Below are 22,584 nucleotides of genomic sequence, written 5' to 3' on the forward strand. Positions count from 1 at the left end.
CAAAATCCTTTGCCCTTTCATTTTTTTGGAGCGCAAAGTTGAAAAAATTACTGTCCTGCCTGCTGTTACTTTCTGCACCTGCATTTGCGTCAAAACCTGTTTTGACGGTTTATACCTACGATTCTTTCTCTGCTGACTGGGGCCCCGGTCCCGCCATTAAAAAAGCCTTTGAAGCCCAATGCGGCTGCGAACTGAAATACGTGGCGCTGGAAGATGGCGTGTCTTTGCTCAACCGTCTGCGGATGGAAGGTAAAAACAGCAAAGCCGACATCGTGCTGGGGCTGGATAACAACCTGTTGCAGGCCGCTGAACAAACCGGTTTATTCGCCAAAGCACCGAAAACCAACGCCAGACTGACGGTGCCAGGCGGCTGGAATGACAGCACTTTCGTGCCTTACGATTACGGTTATTTCGCCTTCGTCTACGACAAAAATAAACTGAAGAATCCGCCAAAAAGCCTCGATGAGCTGATCAACAGCGACCAGAAATGGAAAGTGATTTATGAGGATCCACGCACCAGTACACCGGGTCTGGGCCTGATGCTGTGGATGCAAAAAGTCTACGGCGATAAAGCGCCGCAAGCGTGGGAAAAACTGGCGAAGAAAACTGTCACCGTCACTAAAGGCTGGAGCGAGGCTTACGGTTTATTCCTCAAAGGTGAAAGCGACCTGGTGCTGAGCTACACCACCTCTCCGGCATACCATATTGTCGAAGAGAAGAAAGATAACTACGCCGCAGCCGATTTTACCGAAGGGCATTACATGCAGGTCGAAGTGGCGGGCCAGCTGGCAAACAGCAAGCAACCGAAACTTGCTGAACAGTTCATGAAGTTCGTCACCACGGAAGATTTCCAGAAAGTGATCCCGACCGGCAACTGGATGTATCCGGTGGTGAATACCCCGCTGCCTGACGCTTTTAAACAACTGACGATTCCGGCCAAATCTCTGCAATACAGCGCACAGGATGTCGCTACTCATCGTTCACAATGGATCCAGGCATGGCAGAACGCCGTCAGCCATTGATCCCTCGCTGGCTGTTGCCGGGCGTCATCGCGTCACTGGCTATGTTGCTGGTGGCAGTACTGGCCTTAGGCTCTCTGTGGCGTCATGCGCCACAGATAAGCGGCGCATCGCTCTGGCACGATCCTTATCTCTGGCATGTGATCTGCTTTACTTTCTGGCAGGCGCTGCTTTCAGCGCTTTGCTCGGTGCTGCCCGCAATTTTGCTGGCACGCACCTTGTTCCGCCGCCGTTTCCCCGGCCGTCAGCTGTTATTACGTTTATGTGCGATGACGCTGGTCTTGCCGGTTTTGGTGGCGGTGTTTGGCATTCTCAGTGTCTACGGAAGACAGGGCTGGCTGGCGCAAATTTGCGGCTGGCTGGGCATGGATTACCGTTTCTCGCCGTATGGTTTACAGGGCATTTTGCTGGCGCACGTCTTTTTCAATCTGCCGCTGGCAGCGCGGCTCTTAGTGCAGGCACTGGAAAATATCGCCGTTGAGCAGCGCCAGCTCGCCGCACAACTCGGCATGAATATCTGGCAGCAATTCCGCTTTGTGGAATGGCCTGCCATTCGCCGGCAGATATTCCCCGCCGCCGCCTTAATCTTTATGCTGTGTTTCGCCAGCTTCGCCACGGTGCTTTCACTGGGTGGCGGTCCGCAGGCGACGACCATTGAACTCGCCATTTATCAGGCGCTAAGTTACGACTACGATTTAAGCCGCGCCGCCACGCTGGCCCTGATCCAGCTGTTTTGTTGCCTGGCGCTGGTGTTGCTCAGTCAGAAACTCAGTCAGGCGTTGCCGGTGGGCCAAACGCATTCTCAGCGCTGGCGTAATCCTGACGATTCCTGGTTGCGGCGCATCGCCGATGCCGTACTGATTGGCCTGGCGTTGTTGCTGATCCTGCCGCCGTTACTCGCCGTCATTACCGATGGCATAAACCGGGCAGCGGTCGGTGTTTTGCAACAACCCGCGCTCTGGCAGGCATTATGGACATCCGTGCGTATCGCGCTCGGCAGCGGATTATTGTGTGTGCTGCTGACCATGATGCTGCTGTGGAGCAGCCGCGAACTGCGGTTACGCAAGAGAAATAGCTGGGCGCAGGCGATGGATCTGAGCGGCATGCTGATCCTCGCGATGCCGGGTATTGTGCTGGCGACCGGTTTCTTCCTGTTGCTCGGCGATACCACCGGTTTACCACAATCGCCGTGGCCGCTGGTGATCCTCACGAATGCGCTGATGGCCGTACCTTATGCATTAAAAGTGCTGGATAACCCGATGCGCGACGTGGCAGAACGCTACACGCTGCTGTGTCTTTCGCTGGATATGCATGGCTGGCAGCGGCTGCGCCGGGTTGAACTCAGCGCACTGAAACGCCCGATTGCACAGGCACTGGCTTTCGCCTGTGTACTTTCGCTGGGGGATTTCGGTGTGATTGCCTTGTTCGGCAACGAGAATTTCCGCACCCTGCCGTTTTATCTGTATCAGCAGATTGGTTCCTACCGCAGCCAGGACGGCGCGGTGACGGCGCTGTTATTACTGCTGCTATGCTTCCTGTTATTCACCCTGATTGAGAAACTGCCGGGCCGCCATGCTGACGCTGAATAAACTGACGTATTTGTACGAACATCTGCCGATGCGCTTCGATTTACAGATCGACGCCGGTGAACGTGTGGCAATCCTCGGCCCGAGCGGCGCCGGGAAAAGTACCCTGCTGAGTCTGGTCGCCGGTTTTCTGGCACCGGTCAGCGGGCAGATCCTGCTCAACGGCGCAGATCACAGCGTGACGCCACCGGCAAAACGTCCGGTGTCGATGTTGTTTCAGGAAAATAATCTGTTCTCGCATCTGACGGTGCGTCAGAACATGGGGCTGGGATTGCATCCGGGGCTGAAACTTACCGCGCAGCAGAAGCAGGAACTGGAAGAAATTGCCCGACAGGTCGGGCTGACTGAATGTCTGGACCGGCTGCCATCGCAACTTTCCGGTGGCCAGCGTCAGCGTGTCGCGCTCGCCCGTTGCCTGCTGCGCAGTCAGCCGGTTTTATTGCTCGATGAGCCCTTTTCAGCACTCGATCCGGCACTGCGCAGTGAGATGCTGACGTTGCTGGATAAGGTATGTGAGCAACGCCATCTCACGCTGCTGATGGTGTCGCACAATCTGGATGATGCGGCACGGATCGCGCCGCGCACGTTGCTGATCGTCGATGGCCGGATTTTTTACGACGGGCCGACGCAGGCACTGACCGACGGCAGTGCGCCGCAGGCCAGCGTGTTGGGGATAATGCCGGGGATCAGCGGGTGATCACTTGCCACAGCAAATGACCATAAACCGGCATCATCGGCTGTTCGCTTAACATCACCAGACTCACTGCGGTTGCGACCAGACTTAGCACACAGACGATGCGCAGACGCGCTAAGGGCAACCATTTTGTCATCGCATCAGGTGAAGCTTTGCCCGAACGGAACCAGCGCCACAGCAACCAGGCACTCAGCCAGATCAGCACCACGGCGGCAAACAGCATCCATTTGAAGACCGAGCTGTTGTGACTGGCCGGAATATCAATGGCCACGCCCGCCAGAATGCCCGGCAGGAAATACACCGGTGGCCAGGTGATGCAGCCAATAATATTCGGCGGTGCAAATTTGTAAGGCGGAAGGTTCAGCATACCGGCAACCATCGGCACCAGCGGGCGTGTTGGTCCGATGAAACGCCCGATAATCACCGTCGCAAAACTATGGCGATCCAGCGCATAACCGGTTTTATCCAGTAATAACTGGTAACGTTTGAGGAAGCGCCAGCGATGCAGCGGCTCCTTGAAACCGCGGCCAATGAAATACGAGGCCCAGTCGCCGAAGAAACATCCCAGCCCCGCCGCCAGCCAGGCTTCGTACAACCCCACCTGACCGCTGCCGATCAACGTCCCGAGCGTCGCCATCATGACGGTACCCGGCAGGATCAGGCCCACCAGCGCCAGCGACTCGAAGAAAGCCACCACCGCGACGATAATTAATGCCAAGCCCACCGACTGAGCGACCAGATGTTGTAGATAGGCTTCCATATCTTCCCAGAATTCAGTTGCGCCAATTGCGCAGATAAATGAGACAAGTGTGAGTTTTCTGCATTCTCATTGTAGTAAATACATCAATCGGCTGAATTGTCAGCGCATGAACTATCACAGTCAACCGGGTAATTGTATGCGTATTTGGCAGAAACCTGAGCCATAGACAAAGACTGTATAAATAACCATACTCTGTTCTGATTCCTTATCTGTTCATCTTTACCGTTCCGAGGCGCTTATCACTTCCACCTTTGTCCGTCCCGCTTCTGCTGCCACTGACACCCCGCCGCGTCAGGGATTTGTGCTGACCCGCCACTGGCGCGACGCGCCGCGCGGTACCGAGGTGGAATTGTGGCTGGCGACCGACGAAGGTCCGCAGAAAGTGCGCCTGCCTTTACAGGAATCGGTGGCGTTTATTCCGGCCGAACAACGCGCGGCGGCGGAGCGCATTCTCATTGATGAAAAAAATATCAGTCTGCGTCCGTTGCCGTTGCAGGATTTCCATTCCCGCGCCGTTCTTGGGCTTTACTGCCCGCAACACCGGCAGTTAATGCGGATTGAAAAATTGCTGAAAGAAAATGGCGTCAGTGTTTTCGAAGCGGATATCCGCCCGCCGGAACGCTTCCTGATGGAACGCTATATCACCGCACCGGTGTGGTTCAGCGGTAAACCGGGGCCGGACAAGCTGCTGATGGACACCAAAATGAAACCGGCGGAGGACTACCGCCCGCCGCTGAAACTGTGTTCTCTGGATATCGAAACCAGCGGCAACGGCGAGTTGTACTGCATCGGGCTGGAAGGCTGCGGGCAGCGCCACGTGTATATGCTCGGCCCGCCGAACGGCGATCCTAATGCTCAATTTGATTTCAACATGGTTTACGTCGACAGCCGCCCGCAGTTGCTGGAAAAACTCAATGAGTGGCTGGAAATCTATGATCCCGACGCCATTATCGGCTGGAGCGTAGTGCAGTTTGACCTGCGGGTTTTACAAAAACACGCTGACCGCTACAAAATCCCGCTGAAATTCGGGCGCGGCGGCGGTGAACTGGAATGGCGTGAACACGGTTTCAAACAGGGGCACTTTTTTGCTGCCGCTGCGGGTCGTCTGATCATCGACGGCATTGAAGCACTGAAATCGGCGTTCTGGAACTTCAACTCGTTCAGCCTGGAATTCGTCTCGCAAAGTTTATTAGGCGAAGGCAAAGCCAGCGATAATCCTTATCAGCGGCTGGCCGAAATCGAACAACGTTTTCGGGAAGATAAACCGGCGCTGGCACGCTATAACCTGAAAGACTGCGAACTGGTGACGCGTATTTTTGCCAAAACTGAACTGATGCCGTTTTTGCTGGAACGCGCCTCGGTCACCGGTCTGGCCGTGGATCGCAGCGGCGGTTCAGTGGCGGCCTTTACCCATCTTTATTTACCGCGCATGCACCGCGCCGGTTACGTCGCGCCCAATATGGGCGAATTGCAGGGCGAAATGAGTCCCGGCGGTTTTGTGATGGATTCGCGTCCCGGTTTGTACGATTCGGTGCTGGTGCTCGATTATAAAAGTCTGTACCCGTCGATTATCCGCACCTTCCTGATCGACCCGGTCGGACTGGTTGCCGGGCTGCAACAACCGGACGATGAACATTCGGTGCCGGGTTATCGCAACGCCCGCTTCTCGCGGGAAACACATTGCCTGCCGGAAATTGTCCGCCAGATCTGGATGGGGCGCGAAGAAGCCAAGAAGCAGAAAAACAAACCGCTCTCGCAGGCACTGAAAATCATCATGAACGCGTTTTACGGTGTGCTCGGTTCGAGCGGCTGCCGCTTCTTTGATCCGCGTCTGGCTTCTTCTATTACCCTGCGCGGGCACGACATTATGCGTCAGACCCGCGAACTGATTGAAGCCGAAGGTTATCAGGTGATTTACGGTGACACTGATTCCACCTTTGTCTGGCTGAATAAAGCCCATTCGCAGGAAGACGCCGACGTTATCGGCCGCCATCTTGTGGAGCGGGTTAATGCCTGGTGGAAAGCCCATCTGCAACAGGAATACGGGCTGGAAAGCGCACTCGAGCTGGAATTCGAAACCCATTATCAGCGTTTCCTGATGCCGACCATTCGTGGCTCGGAAACCGGCAGCAAAAAGCGCTATGCCGGGCTGGTGAATGACGCCGACGGTGAGCACATCGTTTATAAAGGGCTGGAAACTGTACGCACCGACTGGACGAAGCTGGCGCAGGAATTTCAGCAGGAGCTGTATCAACGCATATTCCACCGCCAGCCATATCAGGATTACGTGCGCGAATATGTCGCACGCACGCTCAGTGGCGAGTTTGATGACAAACTGGTGTACCGCAAACGCCTGCGGCGCAAACTGAGTGATTATGAAAAAAACGTGCCGCCGCATGTTCGCGCCGCGCGGCTGGCCGATGACTATAACGCGCTGCATGGCCGGGCAAAACAGTATCAGAATGGTGGCTGGATAAGCTACGTGATGACCACTTCCGGCCCGGAGCCGCTGGAAAACCGTCAGTCACCTGTCGATTACGATCACTACATCGAGCGTCAGCTCGAGCCGGTCGCCGATGGCATTTTACCTTTCCTTCACGATGACTTTGCTACACTGATTACAGGTCAGATGGGCTTATTTTAAACAAAAGAAGGCGCAGCTCTTGTGATTCACAGGTGACGAAACGCTTACCTTCCATTACCATAGCGCCCTTTCCCATTTCTGAATCATCCTCACACAGTGAATTACTCCGCGCCTCCGGGCGGGGAAAGAAAACTATTGCCCGTGAAACCTCTCGGGCTGAACAAGCATTGCGCAGTCGCCGTATACAGAGCACACAACACAGAGAGAAATTATGCCGTTTACATTAGGTCAACGCTGGATAAGCGATACGGAAAGCGAATTAGGATTAGGAACCGTAGTCGCGCTGGATGTGCGCATGGTCACCCTGCTTTTCCCCGCCACCGGTGAAAACCGTTTGTATGCCCGAAATGATTCCCCGATCACCCGCGTGATGTTCAACCCCGGTGATACCATCAGCTGTCACGAAGGCTGGCAGTTGCAGGTCGAAGAAGTTGTTGAAGACAAAGGTCTGTTGACCTATATCGGCACCCGTCTGGACACAGAAGAAACCGGCGTTGCCATGCGCGAAGTGCTGCTCGACAGCAAACTGACCTTCAGCAAACCGCAGGATCGTCTGTTCGCCGGTCAGATTGACCGTATGGACCGTTTTGCCCTGCGTTTCCGCGCCCGTAAATATCAGCGTGAACAGTTCCGTCTGGAATTCGGCGGTCTGCGCGGTATGCGTGCCAGCCTGATCCCACATCAGTTGCACATCGCTTATGAAGTCGGTCAGCGCCATGCGCCGCGCGTTTTACTCGCCGATGAAGTGGGTCTGGGCAAAACTATCGAAGCGGGCATGATTATTCATCAGCAACTGTTGTCCGGCCGTGCCGAACGCATACTGATCGTGGTGCCAGAAACCCTGCAACACCAGTGGCTGGTAGAAATGCTGCGCCGCTTCAATCTGCGCTTCTCTTTGTTTGACGACGATCGCTACGCTGAATCCATCCACGAAGCAACGAACCCGTTTGAAACTGAACAACTGGTGATCTGTTCCCTTGATTTCGTGCGCCGCAATAAATCCCGTCTCGAGCAGTTATCCGATGCGGCCTGGGATATGCTGGTGGTCGACGAGGCCCACCATCTGGTGTGGAGCGAAGACGCGCCGAGCCGCGAATATCAGGTTATCGAACAGCTTTCCCAGCAAATCCCGAGTGTTCTGCTGCTGACCGCTACGCCGGAGCAACTGGGCCAGGAAAGCCACTTTGCGCGTCTGCGTCTGCTGGATCCGGACCGTTTCCACGATTACGAAGAATTCATCGAAGAACAACAGCAATATCAGCCGGTGGCTGATGCCGTGACCCTGTTACTCAACAAAGAACCGCTGACGCCGGAAGCGCTGGCGTTGCTGGGTGAAAGTGTCGGCAATGCCGATACCGATGCGCTGCTGACCGCCGCCAATAAAGGCGACGAAGCCGCAGCGAAACAGCTGGTTTCCATGCTGATGGACCGTCACGGTACCAGCCGCGTACTCTTCCGTAACACCCGTAATGGCGTGAAAGGTTTCCCTGAACGTCATCTGCATGCAGTGAAACTGCCGCTGCCGACGCAGTATCAGACCGCGATAAAAGTCTCGGGCATTATGGGCGCGAAGAAAACCGCCGAAGCCCGTGCGCACGACATGCTGTATCCGGAACAGATTTATCAGGAATTTGAAGGCGAGAACGCCACCTGGTGGAACTTTGATCCGCGCGTCGAATGGCTGCTCGGTTATCTGACCGCCAACCGCGACGAAAAAGTACTGGTGATCTGCGCTAAAGCCGCCACTGCATTGCAACTGGAACAGGTTCTGCGGGAGCGTGAAGCGATCCGTGCTGCTGTGTTCCACGAAGGTTTGTCGATCATCGAACGTGACCGCGCCGCCGCTTACTTTGCTTCCCAGGAAGAAGGCGCGCAGGTTCTGCTGTGTTCTGAAATCGGCTCCGAAGGCCGTAACTTCCAGTTTGCCAGCAAGATGGTGATGTTCGACCTGCCGTTCAACCCGGATCTGCTGGAACAGCGTATCGGGCGTCTGGATCGTATCGGCCAGCAAAACAATATCGACATCATGGTGCCATACCTCGAGCAGACCGCGCAGTCGGTACTGGTTCGCTGGTTCCATGAAGGTCTGGACGCATTCGAACATACCTGTCCGACTGGCCGCACCATTTACGACAGCGCTTATGAGCAACTGATTGCGTTCCTGGCGGCACCTGCCGCGCAGGAAGGTCTGGACGAGTTCATTCTTACATGTCGCGCCGAACATGACGCGCTGAAAGAGAAGCTGGAAAATGGCCGTGACCGCCTGCTGGAGATGCATTCCAACGGTGGCGAACGGGCTCAACAGCTGGCGAAGGAAATCGGCGAGCAGGATAACGACGTTAACCTGGTCAACTTTGCGCTGAACCTGTTCGATATCGTCGGCATCAATCAGGAAGATCGCAGCGATAACCTGATCGTCCTGACACCGTCTGATCACATGCTGGTGCCGGATTTCCCGGGTCTGCCGGAAGACGGTTGCACCGTGACCTTCGATCGTGAACAGGCGCTCTCGCGTGAAGATGCACAGTTTATCAGCTGGGAACATCCGATCGTGCGTAACGGCCTGGATCTGATCCTTTCCGGTGATACCGGCAGTTGTGCGGTATCGATCCTGAAAAACAAAGCGCTGCCGGTCGGTACCTTGCTGGCGGAACTGGTTTACGTGGTGGAATGTCAGGCGCCGAAGCATCTGCAACTGACCCGTTTCCTGCCACCGACACCGGTGCGTATGCTGATGGATCGTAAAGGCACCAATCTGGCGGCTCAGGTTGAATTTGAGAGTTTTAACCGTCAGCTGAATGCCATCAACCGTCACAACTCCAGTAAACTGGTGAATGCCGTGCAGCAGGATGTTCACGCCATGCTGCAACAGGCAGAAGCGGAAATTGCCGATCAGGCGCGCGCCCTGATTGAAGCAGCGAAAGTGGAAGCTGACGAGCAACTGACCAAAGAACTGGATCGTCTGAAAGCGCTGAAAGAAGTGAACCCGAACATTCGCGATGACGAACTGGAATCGGTAGACTCTAACCGTAAGCAGGTGCTGGCGAATCTGAACGATGCCAGCTGGCGTCTGGATGCGATCCGCCTGGTGGTGGTCAGCCATCAGTAAGCCCGACGGGATGCAGCCGGTCTGCATCCCTTATTTATTTCAACCTGAATGCAGACTGAAACCGCTATGAGCGAACATCAACCGACTATCCCTGAACCGTCGAAAACCCGGCCGCTGGAGAATTACAATCCGCCGACCGATCCCTGGTTACAGGTGATTTTTCAGGATGAACACATCATGGTGGTCAATAAGCCGAGCGGGCTGCTTTCCGTGCCGGGCAAGCTTGCCGAGCATCAGGACAGCCTGATGACGCGTATTCAGCAGGAATTTCCTGAGGCTGAGTCCGTCCATCGTCTGGATATGTCCACCAGCGGCGTGATCGTGGTGGCGCTGACTAAAGACGCTGAGCGTGAACTTAAACGCCAGTTCCGCGAACGCGAAACCAAGAAAGTGTATATCGCGCGGGTCTGGGGACGGGTTGAAGAAGATTACGGCATTATCGATTTGCCGCTGATTTGCGATTATCCTAACCGGCCGAAACAGAAGGTCTGTCACGAGACCGGCAAGAAAGCGCTGACGCAGTATGAAGTGATGTCATGGGATGATGACGGCACAACGCGGGTGAAACTGCGGCCGATTACCGGACGTTCGCACCAGTTGCGCGTGCACCTTCTGGCGCTCGGGCATCCGATTCTGGGCGATAAATTCTATGCCCATCCGCAGGCGCTGGCAGCGGCCGGTCGTTTGCAACTGCACGCACAGGAATTATCGTTTTATCATCCGATAACCGATGCGCCGCTGGTATTTAACTGCGAGCCGGATTTTTAACCATTCAAATAATACATTTTTCTTCAATCACTATTAAGTAATATGTATTACATTACCATCGTGTTGTTTTATCAGAATTTACCTTGCCAAAAAATATAATATCGGCTTCCTCACCTATTCCCTTCCCTGTTAATTCGCCCCGCACGCCTGATAACATCCCGCCCTATTTATTCAAATTTAATTATTCACCCTTCAGGGAAGACGACATGAAATGGAAACCAAAGCTGCTCAGCAGCCTGATTGCATTGGCGCTTTTTGATGCCGATGCCGGTATCATGCGTGAAGATGTTGCGGTTCAGGACTACCGCGACTTCGCAGAGAATCTGGGCAAATACACCGTCGGTGAAGAAAACATCGAAGTCTTTAAGATGGATGGTACGTCCGCAGGCATCCTGAATTTCCCTATGCCCGATTTCGGCGCAATTAACAGCTTAGGTTTTGCGACAGTCATCGCCCCCTCTTATGTCGTCAGCGTTGCTCACAATGGCGGTTATACCGCTGTCGATTTCGGTAATAAAGCAAAATATAAAACTTCCTATAAATTAATTAACCGAAATATTGACCCTCAATATCTCACCTGGAATAAAGATTTCCATGTTCCACGTTTAAATAAAGTCGTGACCGATGCCGCGCCGGTACCCACCGTGGATACTCAGGATGTGCGTAAGAACCGAGAACGCTATGTTTATTTCGCGCGAGCCGGTGCCGGAACACAATATCAGGTCGACCCCGTCACTAAAAAACCCGTTTATATTACCGGCGCTTACGAATGGAAAAGCGGCGGCACCGTGGTCAACCCAATCTTTGAACCGTCAAGATTACGCTGGGTTAACTACGGGCCGCCTGATGCACGTGCTCAGCCATTCAGTTCAGCGATACAAGCAGGCGACAGCGGAAGTCCGTTGTATGTTTATGATAACGTAGATAAAGAATGGAAAATCTTCGGTGTTTCCCCATGGGGAGGCACAGGAAAAACAGGATATGAATACACCAGTTATACGCTGGATATGCAGCTCAATTTTATGAACAAAGTGATTGCTGCTAATACCGATCCTGATGTGACCGACGTGGCAGCAGATGGCGATATTCATTGGACTGCGGCCAATATTACGCAAGGCGAAAACAGCTGGCAGTGGCACGGTGTTGATAAGCAACTCCCTTCGCAGGCCAGCAATGAAGAACTCGATGCCTCAAAAGATCTGCGCTTTGCCGGTGATGGCGGCCTGATCGTACTTGATAGCGCCGTCAATCATGGTGCCGCAAAACTGCAATTCTCGAACGATTACCGGGTAGTGTCGGCTGAAGGTGCGAACAGCACCTGGGTGGGCGGCGGGATCGAAGTCGATGCGGATAAAACCGTTGACTGGGAAGTGAACGGTTTAGCCGGAGATACTTTACATAAAATCGGCGAAGGTACGCTGTACGTCAATGCCGTGGGGAATAATGGCGGCGCGCTGAATGTCGGCGACGGGCTGGTGGTGTTAGCCCAGCAGGCCAATGAAGCCGGGGAGCAAAAAGCCTTCTCCAAAGTCACCATTGTCAGCGGTCGACCGACCGTGCAGATCGGCGGCGAAAACCAGATTACCGGCAGCGACATTTACTTTGGTTATCGCGGCGGCAATCTTGATCTCAATGGCTATGACATGGCTTTCAGCAGCATCAATCACAGTGATTCCGGTGCGGCCATTATTAACGGCAATGCAGACCAGCTCAGCACCCTGACGCTGAACAACAGCAGTAACCAGACCTTCGTCGGCCATCTCGGCAGTCAGGAAACGGCGTCGAATTTAAACGTCGATTATGCAGCGGACTCTTCCGCAGGCTTCTGGGAACTGGCGGGCGGTGCTGACCTGAATCAGCTCTCCGTGCAAAATGGCATTCTGAGACTGGCGGGTCGCCCGACTCCGCACGCCGGTAATGTAGTGTTCAGTGACGACTGGATTGATGAAACCTATACGATAAACAATGTGGATGTGGCCAGCCGTGCCACCCTGCGCGTTAACGAGCACGCCACACTGGATGCCAACGTGAAGCTCAACGAGCTGGCAAACATGATGCTGAACAGTAAATCGCATCTGAGCGGCAAGGTGGAACTGGCTTCCGGCAGTATGATTTCTGTTGATCAGACAGACAGTAAAACCACCAGCACCGACGGCAATAATGACGTGGTGATTGACGCCACTATTTCCGGTAACGGAACCCTGAAGAAAATGGCGCCGGGCGCGCTGTACATCAACAGCGAGAATACGTTCACCGGTGCCACCAATATTTACAGCGGCGCGCTGATCCTCAACGGCTCCCTTGCGTCCACCGTCACGATGGAGAAAAACACGGTGCTGGCCGGTAACAACACCGTCGCCGATCTGATCCTGAAAGATGATGTGCAGCTTCTGCCACACTGGCCAGCCGAAAACGAAAGCGAGAGCGATACATTTGTCGCGGCCACGCAAACCGTTAACGGCACAATGGCGGCGGGCAGCAATAATCTGCTCAGCCTGCGCACGCATTTCGATCCGGCTTTCACACAAACCGACAAGCTGCTGATCAACGGCGACATGGTTTCCTCTGCACCGGTGAGTGTTCAAGTCACACCGTCAGGGGCGGGTTTCTTCACCGATACGGATAATGATGGCGCAGCGGATAATCAGGAAGGCGTGTCGCTGATCCAGGTGGCCGGTAAGGCAACCAAAGACAGCTTCAGACTGGCGGGGGAATACGTGGCGCGCGGCGCTTACGCCTATAACCTGTATGCCTTCGCACCGGGCCGCAGCTCTGAAGAACAGCGTGAAGTGGCAGGCAGCGGCGATCAGTTCTGGGATTACCGTCTGCAAAACAACATGCTGACCGAAGGCGACAATACGGTACCGGTCGATAACACGCCGGTTCCGCCAGAACCGACGCCGGATGATGAAGACGATGGCGAGGACGACGATACACCGGTTCCTGAACCAACGCCGGATGAAGGTGATGACACGCCGGTCCCGCCGGCACCGACGCCAGATGACGATGATAGCGGAAAAAATACGCGTCCGGCCGTTACGCCGCAGGTGCCTTCTTATCTGTCTTTACCTTCCGCCCTGCTGAGCTACAACAGTCGCGTGAGTGAAACCTTCCGCAATCAGGTTCTGGCACAGGATGATAAGAAACAGAATCTCTTCTTCCAGTATCTCAACGGAGAAGACAACTATCATTCAGCACTCGGCTTTATGGATTATGGCTACGACTACACGCAGAAAGAAGAAGGCTGGCTATTGGGTGCCAAAGTGATGCAACTGGGTAACGACACCCACTCGCTGGCACTCAGCCTTGGCCTTTCCAGCGCTAATCTGGATGTCACGCCGGATGCCGCCGACGGCAACAGCAAAACGCAATACACCACCTGGGGACTCTCTTCACTGCTGTCGTATCAGTATGTCAGCGGTTTAACGGTGGATGTAGCTTCGGACGTCGCCATCTATGACGGCAATGTATCGACTGACCTACGCGGCAGTGACGTGGCGGATATCAGTGCGACCTCCTTCGGTGGCTCTGTGGATGTGGGATATAAAATCCAGGCGGGCAATCATGTGCTGACACCATTAGTTGGATTTGGTATTCAGCGCCTGCAAGTCGATGATTTTACGGATATTGATAATACGAAGGTTCATTATGACGATATCACCCGTCAGACTGCCCGCTTAGGGATGCGTTACCGCTACGACTGGGATACCGCAAATGCTGGTAAATGGGCGATTACGGCGAATACATTGTTCATTACAGATCTCAGAGACGATGCGTCAGTGGACATCGGAGTCACCTACAGCGACGTCAGCAACAGCTTCCACAGCGGTGCTGCAGGCAGTTCCGGGATGCTAGACCTGGGGATTATCAGCAATCCGATGCCGAATGTGTCACTGAATACCGGTGTACAGTATCAGCACAGGCTGGAAGATGAAGGGGTAGATTATTGGCAGGCTGTGGCAGGGGTGACGTTTAAGTTCTGACACCTGACACAAGGCTGTGTCCCACAAAGCAAAAGGCGCTCTGAAAGAGCGCCTTTTTAATGATGACGTTATTTAAAGCCTTTTTCACGTTTGATCAGGTCATACGCCGCCTGAATCGCCTGTGCTTTTTCCTTCGCCATTTCCATCATTTCAGGCGGTAAACCTTTCGCCACCAGTTTGTCAGGATGATGCTCGCCCATCAGTTTGCGGTAGGCACGTTTAATGGTCGTTGCGTCGTCGGTGGCATTCACGCCCAGCACTTTGCAGGCATCTGCCAGCGTCGGGCCTTGCTGCGTCTGGTGATAACCGCCGCCATACGAGCGCCCCCCCTGCTGGTGACCGCCAAACTGCTGGCCGCCTTCCATCATGCGCAGGAACTGATCGAACTGCATCCGTGAAATCCCAAGCTCTTCAGCAATCACGTACAACACTTCGCGTTCATTGGGATGCAATGAACCGTCGGCGTACGCGGCCTGGATCTGGATTTCCAGAAAAGTCCGTATCAGGTCAAAACGACCAAAACACGCAGTGCGCAGTTCGCGCATTTTCTCACGCAAGGGATAGTCAGCTTCTTTCCCGTCGCGAAAAGCGCGTTGTGCGGCTTCGCGCTGCTCGCCGTGCAACTGCATACGTTCCATGTAAAGACTGGCGATCTGAATATCCGCCTCGGTAACTCTGCCTTTTGATTTAGTCAGATTTCCCATCACCTCAAACGTGGTGCGGAAAAAGATGGTTTGACGTGTCTGCTGATCGGCAAAATACCCTCTGCGTTTCGCTGAACGCGCGGTATCAAACATATGCCCTATCAGCAGCCCTGCTACAATTCCCCAGAAGCCTAAACCGGACCATAAGCCCAGGATAAGTCCGAGCAGTTTTCCCCAATACTGCATATACTCCTCAATTCGCCATGCCGTCGCTTAAAAATTGCTTTATCATAACCGGCATTTATCGTTGTGCCTAACGGCAGCAACGTAACAGGTGGGATTTAACACTAGCGCAACCATGATGAGTGAGATAGTCTCTGACCGTTTGCCGGCATGATGCCTCTGATGACGGAACACCATTTTACGTATGAAAAACAGACGTCTGAAAACACGCTTACCGACAATGCTGGCCGCCACAATCTGGTCAGTATTGTACAGTCACGGCGCAATGGCCGATCTCGCAGCACAATGTATGCTCGGCGTTCCGACCTATGACAAACCTTTGGTGCAGGGTGATCCTAATTCACTGCCTGTGACCATCAACGCCGATAAGGCGACCGGCAATTATCCTGACAGTGCGCTGTTTAGCGGCAACGTTAACGTTGTTCAGGGCAACAGCACACTGGATGCTGATCAGGTTCAGCTTAATCAAATCGCCAATCCCAATCAGCCGACCCCGACCCGAACCGCTACTGCGACCGGCAACGTGCGTTATAACGATAACCAAATCAAGCTGAATGGCCCGAAAGGCTTTGCGAACCTGACCACCAAAGATACTGATGTTCAGGATGGCGACTACCAGATGGTCGGCCGTCAGGGACGTGGTCAGGCTGACAAAATGAAGCAGCGTGACAACAACCGTTACACCATCATGGATAACGGTACATTTACCACCTGTCTGCCTGGCGATAACAGCTGGAGCGTCGTCGGTTCCGAAGTGATTCAGGATCGTCAGGAAGAAGTGGCTGAAATCTGGAATGCCCGCTTCCATATCGGTCCGGTGCCGGTGTTCTACAGCCCGTACATGCAGTTGCCGATTGGCAATAAGCGTCGTTCCGGTTTCCTTATCCCTAATGCTAACTACAGCAGCAATAATGGCGTTGGTGTCACCGTTCCTTACTACTGGAACATTGCGCCAAACTACGATGCCACGATTACACCCAATTACATGAGCAACCGTGGTCTGCAACTGCAAAATGAATTCCGCTACCTGACCGTTGCCGGTGCGGGTCTGATGGAATTCGATTATCTGGGTAACGATAAGAAAATCGATCAGCAGTATGTCGAAGATGAAAACCGTACCAGCGATAAAACCAAGCGCTGGATGTATTACTGGCGTCATGCCGGTGTATACGATCAGGTTTGGCGCTTCAACGTCGACTATACCAAGGTCAGTGACCCTTATTACTTCACCGATTTCGATTCGAAATACGGTTCCAGTACTGACGGCTATTCCACGCAGAAATTCAGCGTAGGTTACGCGAACCAAAACTGGGATGTCACACTGGCCAGTAAGCAGTTCCAGGTGTTCTCAGATTTCGGGAACGCCAACGCTTACCGTGCACAGCCACAGCTGGATATTAACTATTACAAAAATGATGTGGGCCCGTTTGACCTGCATCTGTACGGTCAGGCGGTGAAATTCACCAGCGTAAACCCTGACAACCCGGAAGCCGTGCGTACACACTTCGAACCGACTATCAGCCTGCCACTCAGTAATGGCTGGGGAAGTCTGGATAACGAAGTGAAGCTGATGACAACCCACTATCAGCAGGATATTCCGGACGCGTATTACGATAGCAATCCGAACACCAAACTGCGTTCATCCGTGAACCGTACGATGCCTGAGTTTAAAAGCGACGGCAAAATGGTGTTCGACCGCACGATGGACTGGAACAGTGACTACACCCAGACCCTCGAACCGCGCGTGCAGTACCTGTATATCCCTTACCGCAATCAGAGCTCGATCAATACCTATGACTCGACGCTGTTACAGTCCGACTACACCGGCCTGTTCCGCGATAAAAGCTACAGTGGTCTGGACCGTATTGCCTCTGCAAACCAGGTGGCGAGCGGTTTAACGACCCGTATCTATGACGAAAATCTGGAAGAGCGCTTTAATGCCTCTGCCGGTCAGATTTATTACTTCCAGCCGCCACGCACCGGTGACGTTGATAGCGTCCTGGATAAAAATGATGATACGGGCAGCCTGGTGTGGGCCGGTGACAGCTACTACAAAATCAACAATTTCTGGGGTATCCGTGGCGGCGTGCAGTATGACACCCGTCTGGATGCGCTGGCTTTAGGCGATGCCGTGCTTGAGTACCGCGCAGACTCAGAAAGAATGATTCAGCTGAGTTACCGTTACGCCAGCCCGGAATATATTCAGGCAACGTTACCTAACGTTACCAACCCGGGTTATCAGGACGGTATTTCGCAGGTTGGCGGCATCGCCAGTTGGCCGATTGCTGACCGTTGGGCAATCGTGGGGGCGTATTATTACGACACCAAAGCACAGCAGCCAGCCGATCAGCTTATTGGTTTGCAATACAACACATGCTGCTGGGCTATCAATGTTGGTTATGAACGTAAGATCACCAGCTACGATACGGTTAAGTCAGAAAGTAAATATGACAATAAGATTGGTTTCAATATTGAACTTAGAGGCCTGGGTAACAATCAAACCCTCGGAACGAAAGAAATGTTGGCCAGCGGCATACTGCCTTATCAACGCGCTTTCTAAGCCCGAAACACGATTCATTTCGTGAAGACACGACGAATTCAGTGAACTTGAAACCCGCGCTTGCGGATTAGACAAATGGAAAAAGTATGAAGAACTGGAGAACACTTCTCCTCGGCGTGACGCTTTGTGCCAGCACTGCGTTTGCTGCCCCTCAGGAAGTTGATAAAGTTGCCGCCGTCGTTAACAACGGCGTGGTATTGCAAAGTGACGTTGATAGCTTGTTTAATTCTGTAAAACAGCAGGCACAGCAGGCTAAACAGCAGTTGCCGGATGATGCGACTCTGCGTCACCAGATCCTCGACCGTTTGATCATGGATCAGATCCAGTTACAAATGGCGACCCGAATGGGCATCACGCCAACCGATCAGGACGTGGATAAAGCCATTGCAGGTATTGCACAGCAAAACAACATTTCTGTTGATCAACTGCGCAGCCGTCTGGCTTATGACGGAATGAACTACAGCACTTACCGTACGCAGATTCGCAAGGAAATGATCATCAGCGAAGTACGTAACAGTGAAGTGCGTCGCCGTGTCACCATACTGCCTCAGGAAGTGGATCAGCTTGCCAAACAGGTTGCGGCGCAAAACGGCAGCGGTGCTGAATTCAACCTCAGCCATATTCTGTTGCCACTGCCAGAAAACCCAACTCAGGATCAGGTTGATTCTGCAGAACAGCTGGCGAAGAAAATTGTTGCTGATCTGAACAATGGTGCGGACTTTGGCAAACTGGCTATCACCTACTCGGCTGATTCCCAGGCACTGAAAGGCGGCAACATGGGCTGGGGCAAATTGCAGGAACTGCCTTCCCTGTTTGCTCAGGCGTTAAGCACCGCTCAGAAAGGCCAGGTCATTGGCCCGATTCGTTCTGGTGTTGGTTTCCACATTCTGAAAGTGAACGATATCCGTGGCGACAATAAAACGGTTTCTGTCACCGAGGTTCACGCCCGTCATATCCTGCTGAAACCTTCTGTCGTAATGACGGATGCGCAGGCGCGTGCGAAGCTGGAACAGGTTGCGGCTGATATTAAGAGCGGTAAAGCCACATTCGCTGATGAAGCCAAACAGCTTTCTCAGGATCCTGGCTCTGCTAATCAGGGCGGCGATTTAGGTTGGGCGTCACCAGACATGTACGATCCTGCGTTCCGTGATGCGTTGATGAACCTGAAAAAAGGTGAAATCAGTGCACCGGTTCACTCTTCGTTTGGCTGGCACTTGATCCAACTTATCGACACCCGTCAGGTTGATAAAACAGATGCGGCACAGAAAGAACGTGCTTACCGCATGCTGTTCAACCGCAAATTTGCGGAAGAAGCCCAGACGTGGATGCAGGAACAACGTGCTGAAGCGTATGTGAAAATTATGGATGGGAATGGAAAATAATACTTCCGTGACAAAATCTGTGGTCATTACCCCCGGCGAACCGGCCGGGGTTGGGCCGGATCTGGTACTGGCGCTGGCTCAGCAGGCATGGCCTGTTGAGTTAGTGGTCTGTGTCGATCCGGCCTTACTGCTTGAACGTGCTGAGAAACTCGGCCTGAATATCCGCTTACGCGATTATCAGAGCGCGCGTCCGCCAGAGCCTCAGGCTGCGGGCACATTGACCGTTTTGCCTGTTAAACTCGCCGTCCCGGTGACCGCAGGTAAACTTGATGTGGCTAATGCGCCCTACGTGGTGGAAACGCTGGCACGTGCCTGCGACGGTGCTATCAGCGGTGAATTCGCTGCACTGATCACCGGCCCGGTTCAAAAAAGCATTATCAACGATGCCGGAATTCCCTTCATCGGCCATACCGAATTCTTCGCTGACCGCAGCCATTGCGACCGTGTTGTGATGATGCTGGCAACCGAAGAGTTGCGCGTTGCGCTGGCGACCACGCATTTGCCTTTGCTGGCGGTGCCGGGTGCAATTACCCGCGAATGCCTGCATGAAGTCATCACCATTTTGCATCATGATCTGAAAACCAAATTTGGTATTACCGAGCCGCAAATTTATGTGTGTGGCCTGAATCCACATGCCGGCGAAGGTGGCCACATGGGGCACGAAGAGATCGACATTATCATTCCTGCCCTGGACGAACTGCGCCAGCAAGGGATGAATCTCATCGGCCCGCTGCCCGCTGATACGTTATTCCAGCCTAAATATCTGCAACATGCCGATGCTGTTTTATCGATGTATCACGATCAGGGCCTTCCGGTGCTAAAATATCAGGGATTTGGTCGCGCAGTGAATATCACACTCGGCCTGCCTTTTATCCGGACTTCCGTTGATCACGGTACCGCCCTTGAACTCGCCGCCACCGGCACCGCCGATGCGGGCAGTTTCAAGACAGCAATAAATCTCGCCATTCACATGGCAAATAACAGCAACGATAAATAACAACAATGAATAGTAGAGTCCACCAAGGTCACTTTGCCCGTAAACGTTTTGGGCAAAACTTCTTAACCGATCAGTTTGTTATCGATAGCATCGTGTCGGCCATTCACCCTATGCCGGGCGAGGCCGTCGTTGAAATCGGTCCGGGTCTGGCGGCGTTAACTGAGCCTGTTGCTTCGCGCCTGGACAGCATGACGGTCATCGAACTCGACCGTGATCTGGCAACACGTCTGGAAAATAACCCTAAGTTTCAGGGCAAACTCCGGGTCATCCAGTCTGATGCGATGAAAATCAATTTCGGCGAACTGTCTGAAGAGCTCGGTCAGCCGCTGCGTGTCTTTGGTAACCTGCCGTACAACATTTCTACGCCGCTGATGTTCCATTTGTTCACTTATACCAACGCCATCAAAGACATGCATTTTATGTTGCAGAAGGAAGTGGTAAACCGTCTGGTTGCAGGCCCGAACAGCAAAGCGTATGGTCGTTTAACGGTGATGGCGCAATATTATTGCAACGTGATCCCGGTTCTGGAAGTTCCACCAGAATCCTTCACACCGGCGCCTAAAGTGGAATCCGCTGTGGTACGTTTAGTGCCGCATGAAGTGATCCCGTATCCGGTGCCTGATATTCGCATTCTGAGCCGTCTGACAACGGATGCTTTCAACCAGCGTCGTAAAACAGTGCGCAACAGCCTCGGCCACCTGTTCACTCCTGAACAAATGACCGAACTGGGTTTAGATCTCAGCATGCGTGCTGAAAATATTTCTGTAGAGCAATTCTGTAAACTGGCTAACTGGTTGTCCACACGACCTAAAACCCCGGAACTTCAGGAGTAGCGTTATGCTTAATTCGCCCCGCGTTTGTGTTCAGGTGCAAAGTATCTACGTTGAGTCACAGTCGATACCCGAAGAAGAACGTTTTGTCTTCGCTTACACCATCACCATCCGCAATCTGGGGCGTTTTAATGTGCAACTGCTTCGCCGTTACTGGCTGATAACCAACAGTAACGGTCGCCAGACTGAAGTCCAGGGTGAAGGGGTCATCGGTGAACAACCGCTGATCCTGCCAGGCAATGAATTTTACTATACCAGCGGCGCTATTTTAGAAACGCCACTGGGCACGATGGAAGGCCATTATGAAATGGTCGCACAAGACGGTGAAACCTTCCGTGTGCCTGTTCCGGTCTTCCGCCTCGCCATCCCTACGCTGATAAATTAATCCTCATGTCGACATATCTTATTGGTGATGTTCACGGCTGCATCGATGAACTCAAGGCGCTATTGGCGCAGGTGGATTTTAATCCGCAAAACGATGTCCTGTGGCTGACGGGTGATTTAGTCGCCCGCGGTCCGTCCTCGCTCGAAGTGCTGCGTTTTGTCAGCGGTTTGGGGGATTGTGTCCGGATGGTGCTCGGTAACCACGATCTGCATCTGCTGGCGGTTTACGCGGGGATCAGTTTCAACAAACCGAAAGACCGCATCACGCCCTTGCTTGAAGCCGAAGACGCTGACGAACTGATCAACTGGTTGCGCCGCCAGCCGGTACTGCAGGTTGATGAAGATCTGAAGCTGGTCATGGCCCACGCAGGGATCACGCCGCAATGGGATCTCGACACCGCTCAAATGTGCGCCCGTGAAGTGGAAGCCGTCCTGAGCAGCGATACTTATCCGCTGTTTCTGGATGCGATGTATGGCGATATGCCGAACAACTGGCATCCTGAACTGACGGGTCTGGCGCGTTTGCGTTTCAGCACCAATGCTTTCACCCGCATGCGTTATTGCTTCCCGAACGGACAACTGGATATGATCTGCAAAGATATCCCGGAAAACGCGCCGAAGCCGCTGAAACCCTGGTTTGATATTCCGGGGCCTTTACAGGAAGCAGGCTACAGTATTGCGTTCGGACACTGGGCATCACTGGAAGGGAAAGGCACGCCGGAAGGCATTTATGCGCTGGATACCGGCTGCTGCTGGGGCGGTGACCTGACCATGCTGCGCTGGGAAGACAAAACCTACTTCGCCCAGCCTTCAAACCGCCAGAGCGAAAAACAGCACTCTGAAATCCCGAAAGCCGTTTGATCAAACAGCGGACATTCAGACAGCAAAAAGGCACCTGCAAAGGGTAATGCCGGTCACTTAAGGTGACCGGCATTGTTTTTTAAGGGATATTTCGACCTTTTTTCTCTCACTTCCCTGACA

The 22,584-nt window shown here is 53.4% G+C and carries 15 protein-coding genes; 13 read left to right on the plus strand and 2 right to left on the minus strand.

Annotation, left to right across the window (positions count from 1 at the left end):
* The first annotated feature begins 38 nt into the window (after positions 1-38).
* Genes thiB through thiQ form a run of 3 tightly spaced genes read left to right on the plus strand, consistent with a single transcriptional unit; the run spans position 39 to position 3,302 of the window.
* Positions 39-1,022, plus strand: coding sequence for a thiamine ABC transporter substrate binding subunit (gene thiB, locus DXU84_RS10595; protein ID WP_013577032.1), 984 nt, complete (start codon positions 39-41; stop codon positions 1,020-1,022).
* Positions 998-2,608 (plus strand): thiamine/thiamine pyrophosphate ABC transporter permease ThiP, encoded by a 1,611-nt coding sequence (gene thiP, locus DXU84_RS10600; protein WP_015690472.1) that lies wholly within the window; start codon positions 998-1,000, stop codon positions 2,606-2,608. The genes thiB and thiP overlap by 25 nt, the downstream gene beginning before the upstream one ends.
* Entirely contained in the window at positions 2,592-3,302 is a 711-nt protein-coding gene (gene thiQ / locus DXU84_RS10605; protein ID WP_013577034.1) for a thiamine ABC transporter ATP-binding protein ThiQ, read from the plus strand. The genes thiP and thiQ overlap by 17 nt, the downstream gene beginning before the upstream one ends.
* Here thiQ and DXU84_RS10610 read toward each other — a convergent pair.
* On the minus strand, positions 3,292-4,059 hold the full coding sequence (locus DXU84_RS10610; protein WP_112150996.1) for a DedA family protein: 768 nt from the start codon (positions 4,057-4,059) through the stop codon (positions 3,292-3,294). The genes thiQ and DXU84_RS10610 overlap by 11 nt on opposite strands.
* Positions 4,060-4,297: 238 nt before the next feature.
* Here DXU84_RS10610 and DXU84_RS10615 point away from each other — a divergent pair, with 238 nt between their 5' ends.
* The 4 genes from DXU84_RS10615 to DXU84_RS10630 all read left to right on the plus strand — a co-directional run bounded on the left by DXU84_RS10615 (position 4,298) and on the right by DXU84_RS10630 (position 14,563).
* Positions 4,298-6,703: a DNA polymerase II gene (locus DXU84_RS10615; protein WP_276524758.1), complete on the plus strand. Its 2,406-nt coding sequence runs from the start codon at positions 4,298-4,300 to the stop codon at positions 6,701-6,703.
* Between the two features lie 211 nt (positions 6,704-6,914).
* Positions 6,915-9,812, plus strand: a complete 2,898-nt coding sequence (rapA, locus tag DXU84_RS10620; RefSeq protein WP_013577037.1) for an RNA polymerase-associated protein RapA — start codon at positions 6,915-6,917, stop codon at positions 9,810-9,812.
* Between the two features lie 66 nt (positions 9,813-9,878).
* Positions 9,879-10,580 (plus strand): bifunctional tRNA pseudouridine(32) synthase/23S rRNA pseudouridine(746) synthase RluA, encoded by a 702-nt coding sequence (gene rluA, locus DXU84_RS10625; RefSeq protein ID WP_015690474.1) that lies wholly within the window; start codon positions 9,879-9,881, stop codon positions 10,578-10,580.
* A 206-nt stretch (positions 10,581-10,786) separates the two neighbouring features.
* Complete coding sequence (locus DXU84_RS10630; protein ID WP_153375635.1) at positions 10,787-14,563, plus strand: S6 family peptidase; 3,777 nt, start codon at positions 10,787-10,789, stop codon at positions 14,561-14,563.
* Between the two features lie 68 nt (positions 14,564-14,631).
* On the opposite strand, the gene djlA is transcribed toward DXU84_RS10630, so the two are convergent.
* Positions 14,632-15,453, minus strand: a complete 822-nt coding sequence (gene djlA, locus DXU84_RS10635; RefSeq protein WP_013577040.1) for a co-chaperone DjlA — start codon at positions 15,451-15,453, stop codon at positions 14,632-14,634.
* 181 nt (positions 15,454-15,634) lie between these two features.
* On the opposite strand from djlA, the gene lptD reads away from it, so the two are divergent.
* The 6 genes from lptD (at position 15,635) to apaH (ending at position 22,464) form a co-directional block, all read left to right on the plus strand.
* A complete protein-coding gene (gene lptD, locus DXU84_RS10640; RefSeq protein ID WP_013577041.1) occupies positions 15,635-18,010 on the plus strand; it encodes an LPS assembly protein LptD in 2,376 nt (791 codons plus the stop codon).
* Positions 18,011-18,096: 86 nt separating this feature from the next.
* Positions 18,097-19,392, plus strand: a complete 1,296-nt coding sequence (gene surA, locus DXU84_RS10645) for a peptidylprolyl isomerase SurA (RefSeq protein ID WP_013577042.1) — start codon at positions 18,097-18,099, stop codon at positions 19,390-19,392.
* Positions 19,382-20,389, plus strand: coding sequence for a 4-hydroxythreonine-4-phosphate dehydrogenase PdxA (pdxA, locus tag DXU84_RS10650; RefSeq protein ID WP_013577043.1), 1,008 nt, complete (start codon positions 19,382-19,384; stop codon positions 20,387-20,389). Before surA ends, pdxA begins: the two co-directional genes overlap by 11 nt.
* Before the next feature lie 5 nt (positions 20,390-20,394).
* Positions 20,395-21,222 carry a 16S rRNA (adenine(1518)-N(6)/adenine(1519)-N(6))-dimethyltransferase RsmA gene (gene rsmA / locus DXU84_RS10655; RefSeq protein WP_013577044.1) on the plus strand — a complete coding sequence of 276 codons (828 nt, stop codon included), beginning with the start codon at positions 20,395-20,397 and terminating at the stop codon, positions 21,220-21,222.
* 4 nt (positions 21,223-21,226) lie between these two features.
* Positions 21,227-21,604, plus strand: a complete 378-nt coding sequence (apaG, locus tag DXU84_RS10660; RefSeq protein ID WP_013577045.1) for a Co2+/Mg2+ efflux protein ApaG — start codon at positions 21,227-21,229, stop codon at positions 21,602-21,604.
* A 5-nt stretch (positions 21,605-21,609) separates the two neighbouring features.
* Entirely contained in the window at positions 21,610-22,464 is an 855-nt protein-coding gene (gene apaH / locus DXU84_RS10665) for a bis(5'-nucleosyl)-tetraphosphatase (symmetrical) ApaH (RefSeq protein ID WP_013577046.1), read from the plus strand.
* Positions 22,465-22,584: the final 120 nt, after the last annotated feature.

The organism is Rahnella sp. RcJ3, from assembly GCF_009498575.1.
Taxonomy (GTDB): domain Bacteria; phylum Pseudomonadota; class Gammaproteobacteria; order Enterobacterales; family Enterobacteriaceae; genus Rahnella; species Rahnella aceris.

Coding starts and splice junctions, on each gene's coding strand:
- thiP (WP_015690472.1), top strand. CDS start 998: ATGGCAGAACGCCGTCAGCCATTGATCCCTCGCTGGCTGTTGCCGGGC.
- thiQ (WP_013577034.1), top strand. CDS start 2,592: ATGCTGACGCTGAATAAACTGACGTATTTGTACGAACATCTGCCGATG.
- DXU84_RS10610 (WP_112150996.1), bottom strand. CDS start 4,059: ATGGAAGCCTATCTACAACATCTGGTCGCTCAGTCGGTGGGCTTGGCA.
- rapA (WP_013577037.1), top strand. CDS start 6,915: ATGCCGTTTACATTAGGTCAACGCTGGATAAGCGATACGGAAAGCGAA.
- rluA (WP_015690474.1), top strand. CDS start 9,879: ATGAGCGAACATCAACCGACTATCCCTGAACCGTCGAAAACCCGGCCG.
- DXU84_RS10630 (WP_153375635.1), top strand. CDS start 10,787: ATGAAATGGAAACCAAAGCTGCTCAGCAGCCTGATTGCATTGGCGCTT.
- djlA (WP_013577040.1), bottom strand. CDS start 15,453: ATGCAGTATTGGGGAAAACTGCTCGGACTTATCCTGGGCTTATGGTCC.
- lptD (WP_013577041.1), top strand. CDS start 15,635: ATGAAAAACAGACGTCTGAAAACACGCTTACCGACAATGCTGGCCGCC.
- surA (WP_013577042.1), top strand. CDS start 18,097: ATGAAGAACTGGAGAACACTTCTCCTCGGCGTGACGCTTTGTGCCAGC.
- pdxA (WP_013577043.1), top strand. CDS start 19,382: ATGGAAAATAATACTTCCGTGACAAAATCTGTGGTCATTACCCCCGGC.
- rsmA (WP_013577044.1), top strand. CDS start 20,395: ATGAATAGTAGAGTCCACCAAGGTCACTTTGCCCGTAAACGTTTTGGG.
- apaG (WP_013577045.1), top strand. CDS start 21,227: ATGCTTAATTCGCCCCGCGTTTGTGTTCAGGTGCAAAGTATCTACGTT.
- apaH (WP_013577046.1), top strand. CDS start 21,610: ATGTCGACATATCTTATTGGTGATGTTCACGGCTGCATCGATGAACTC.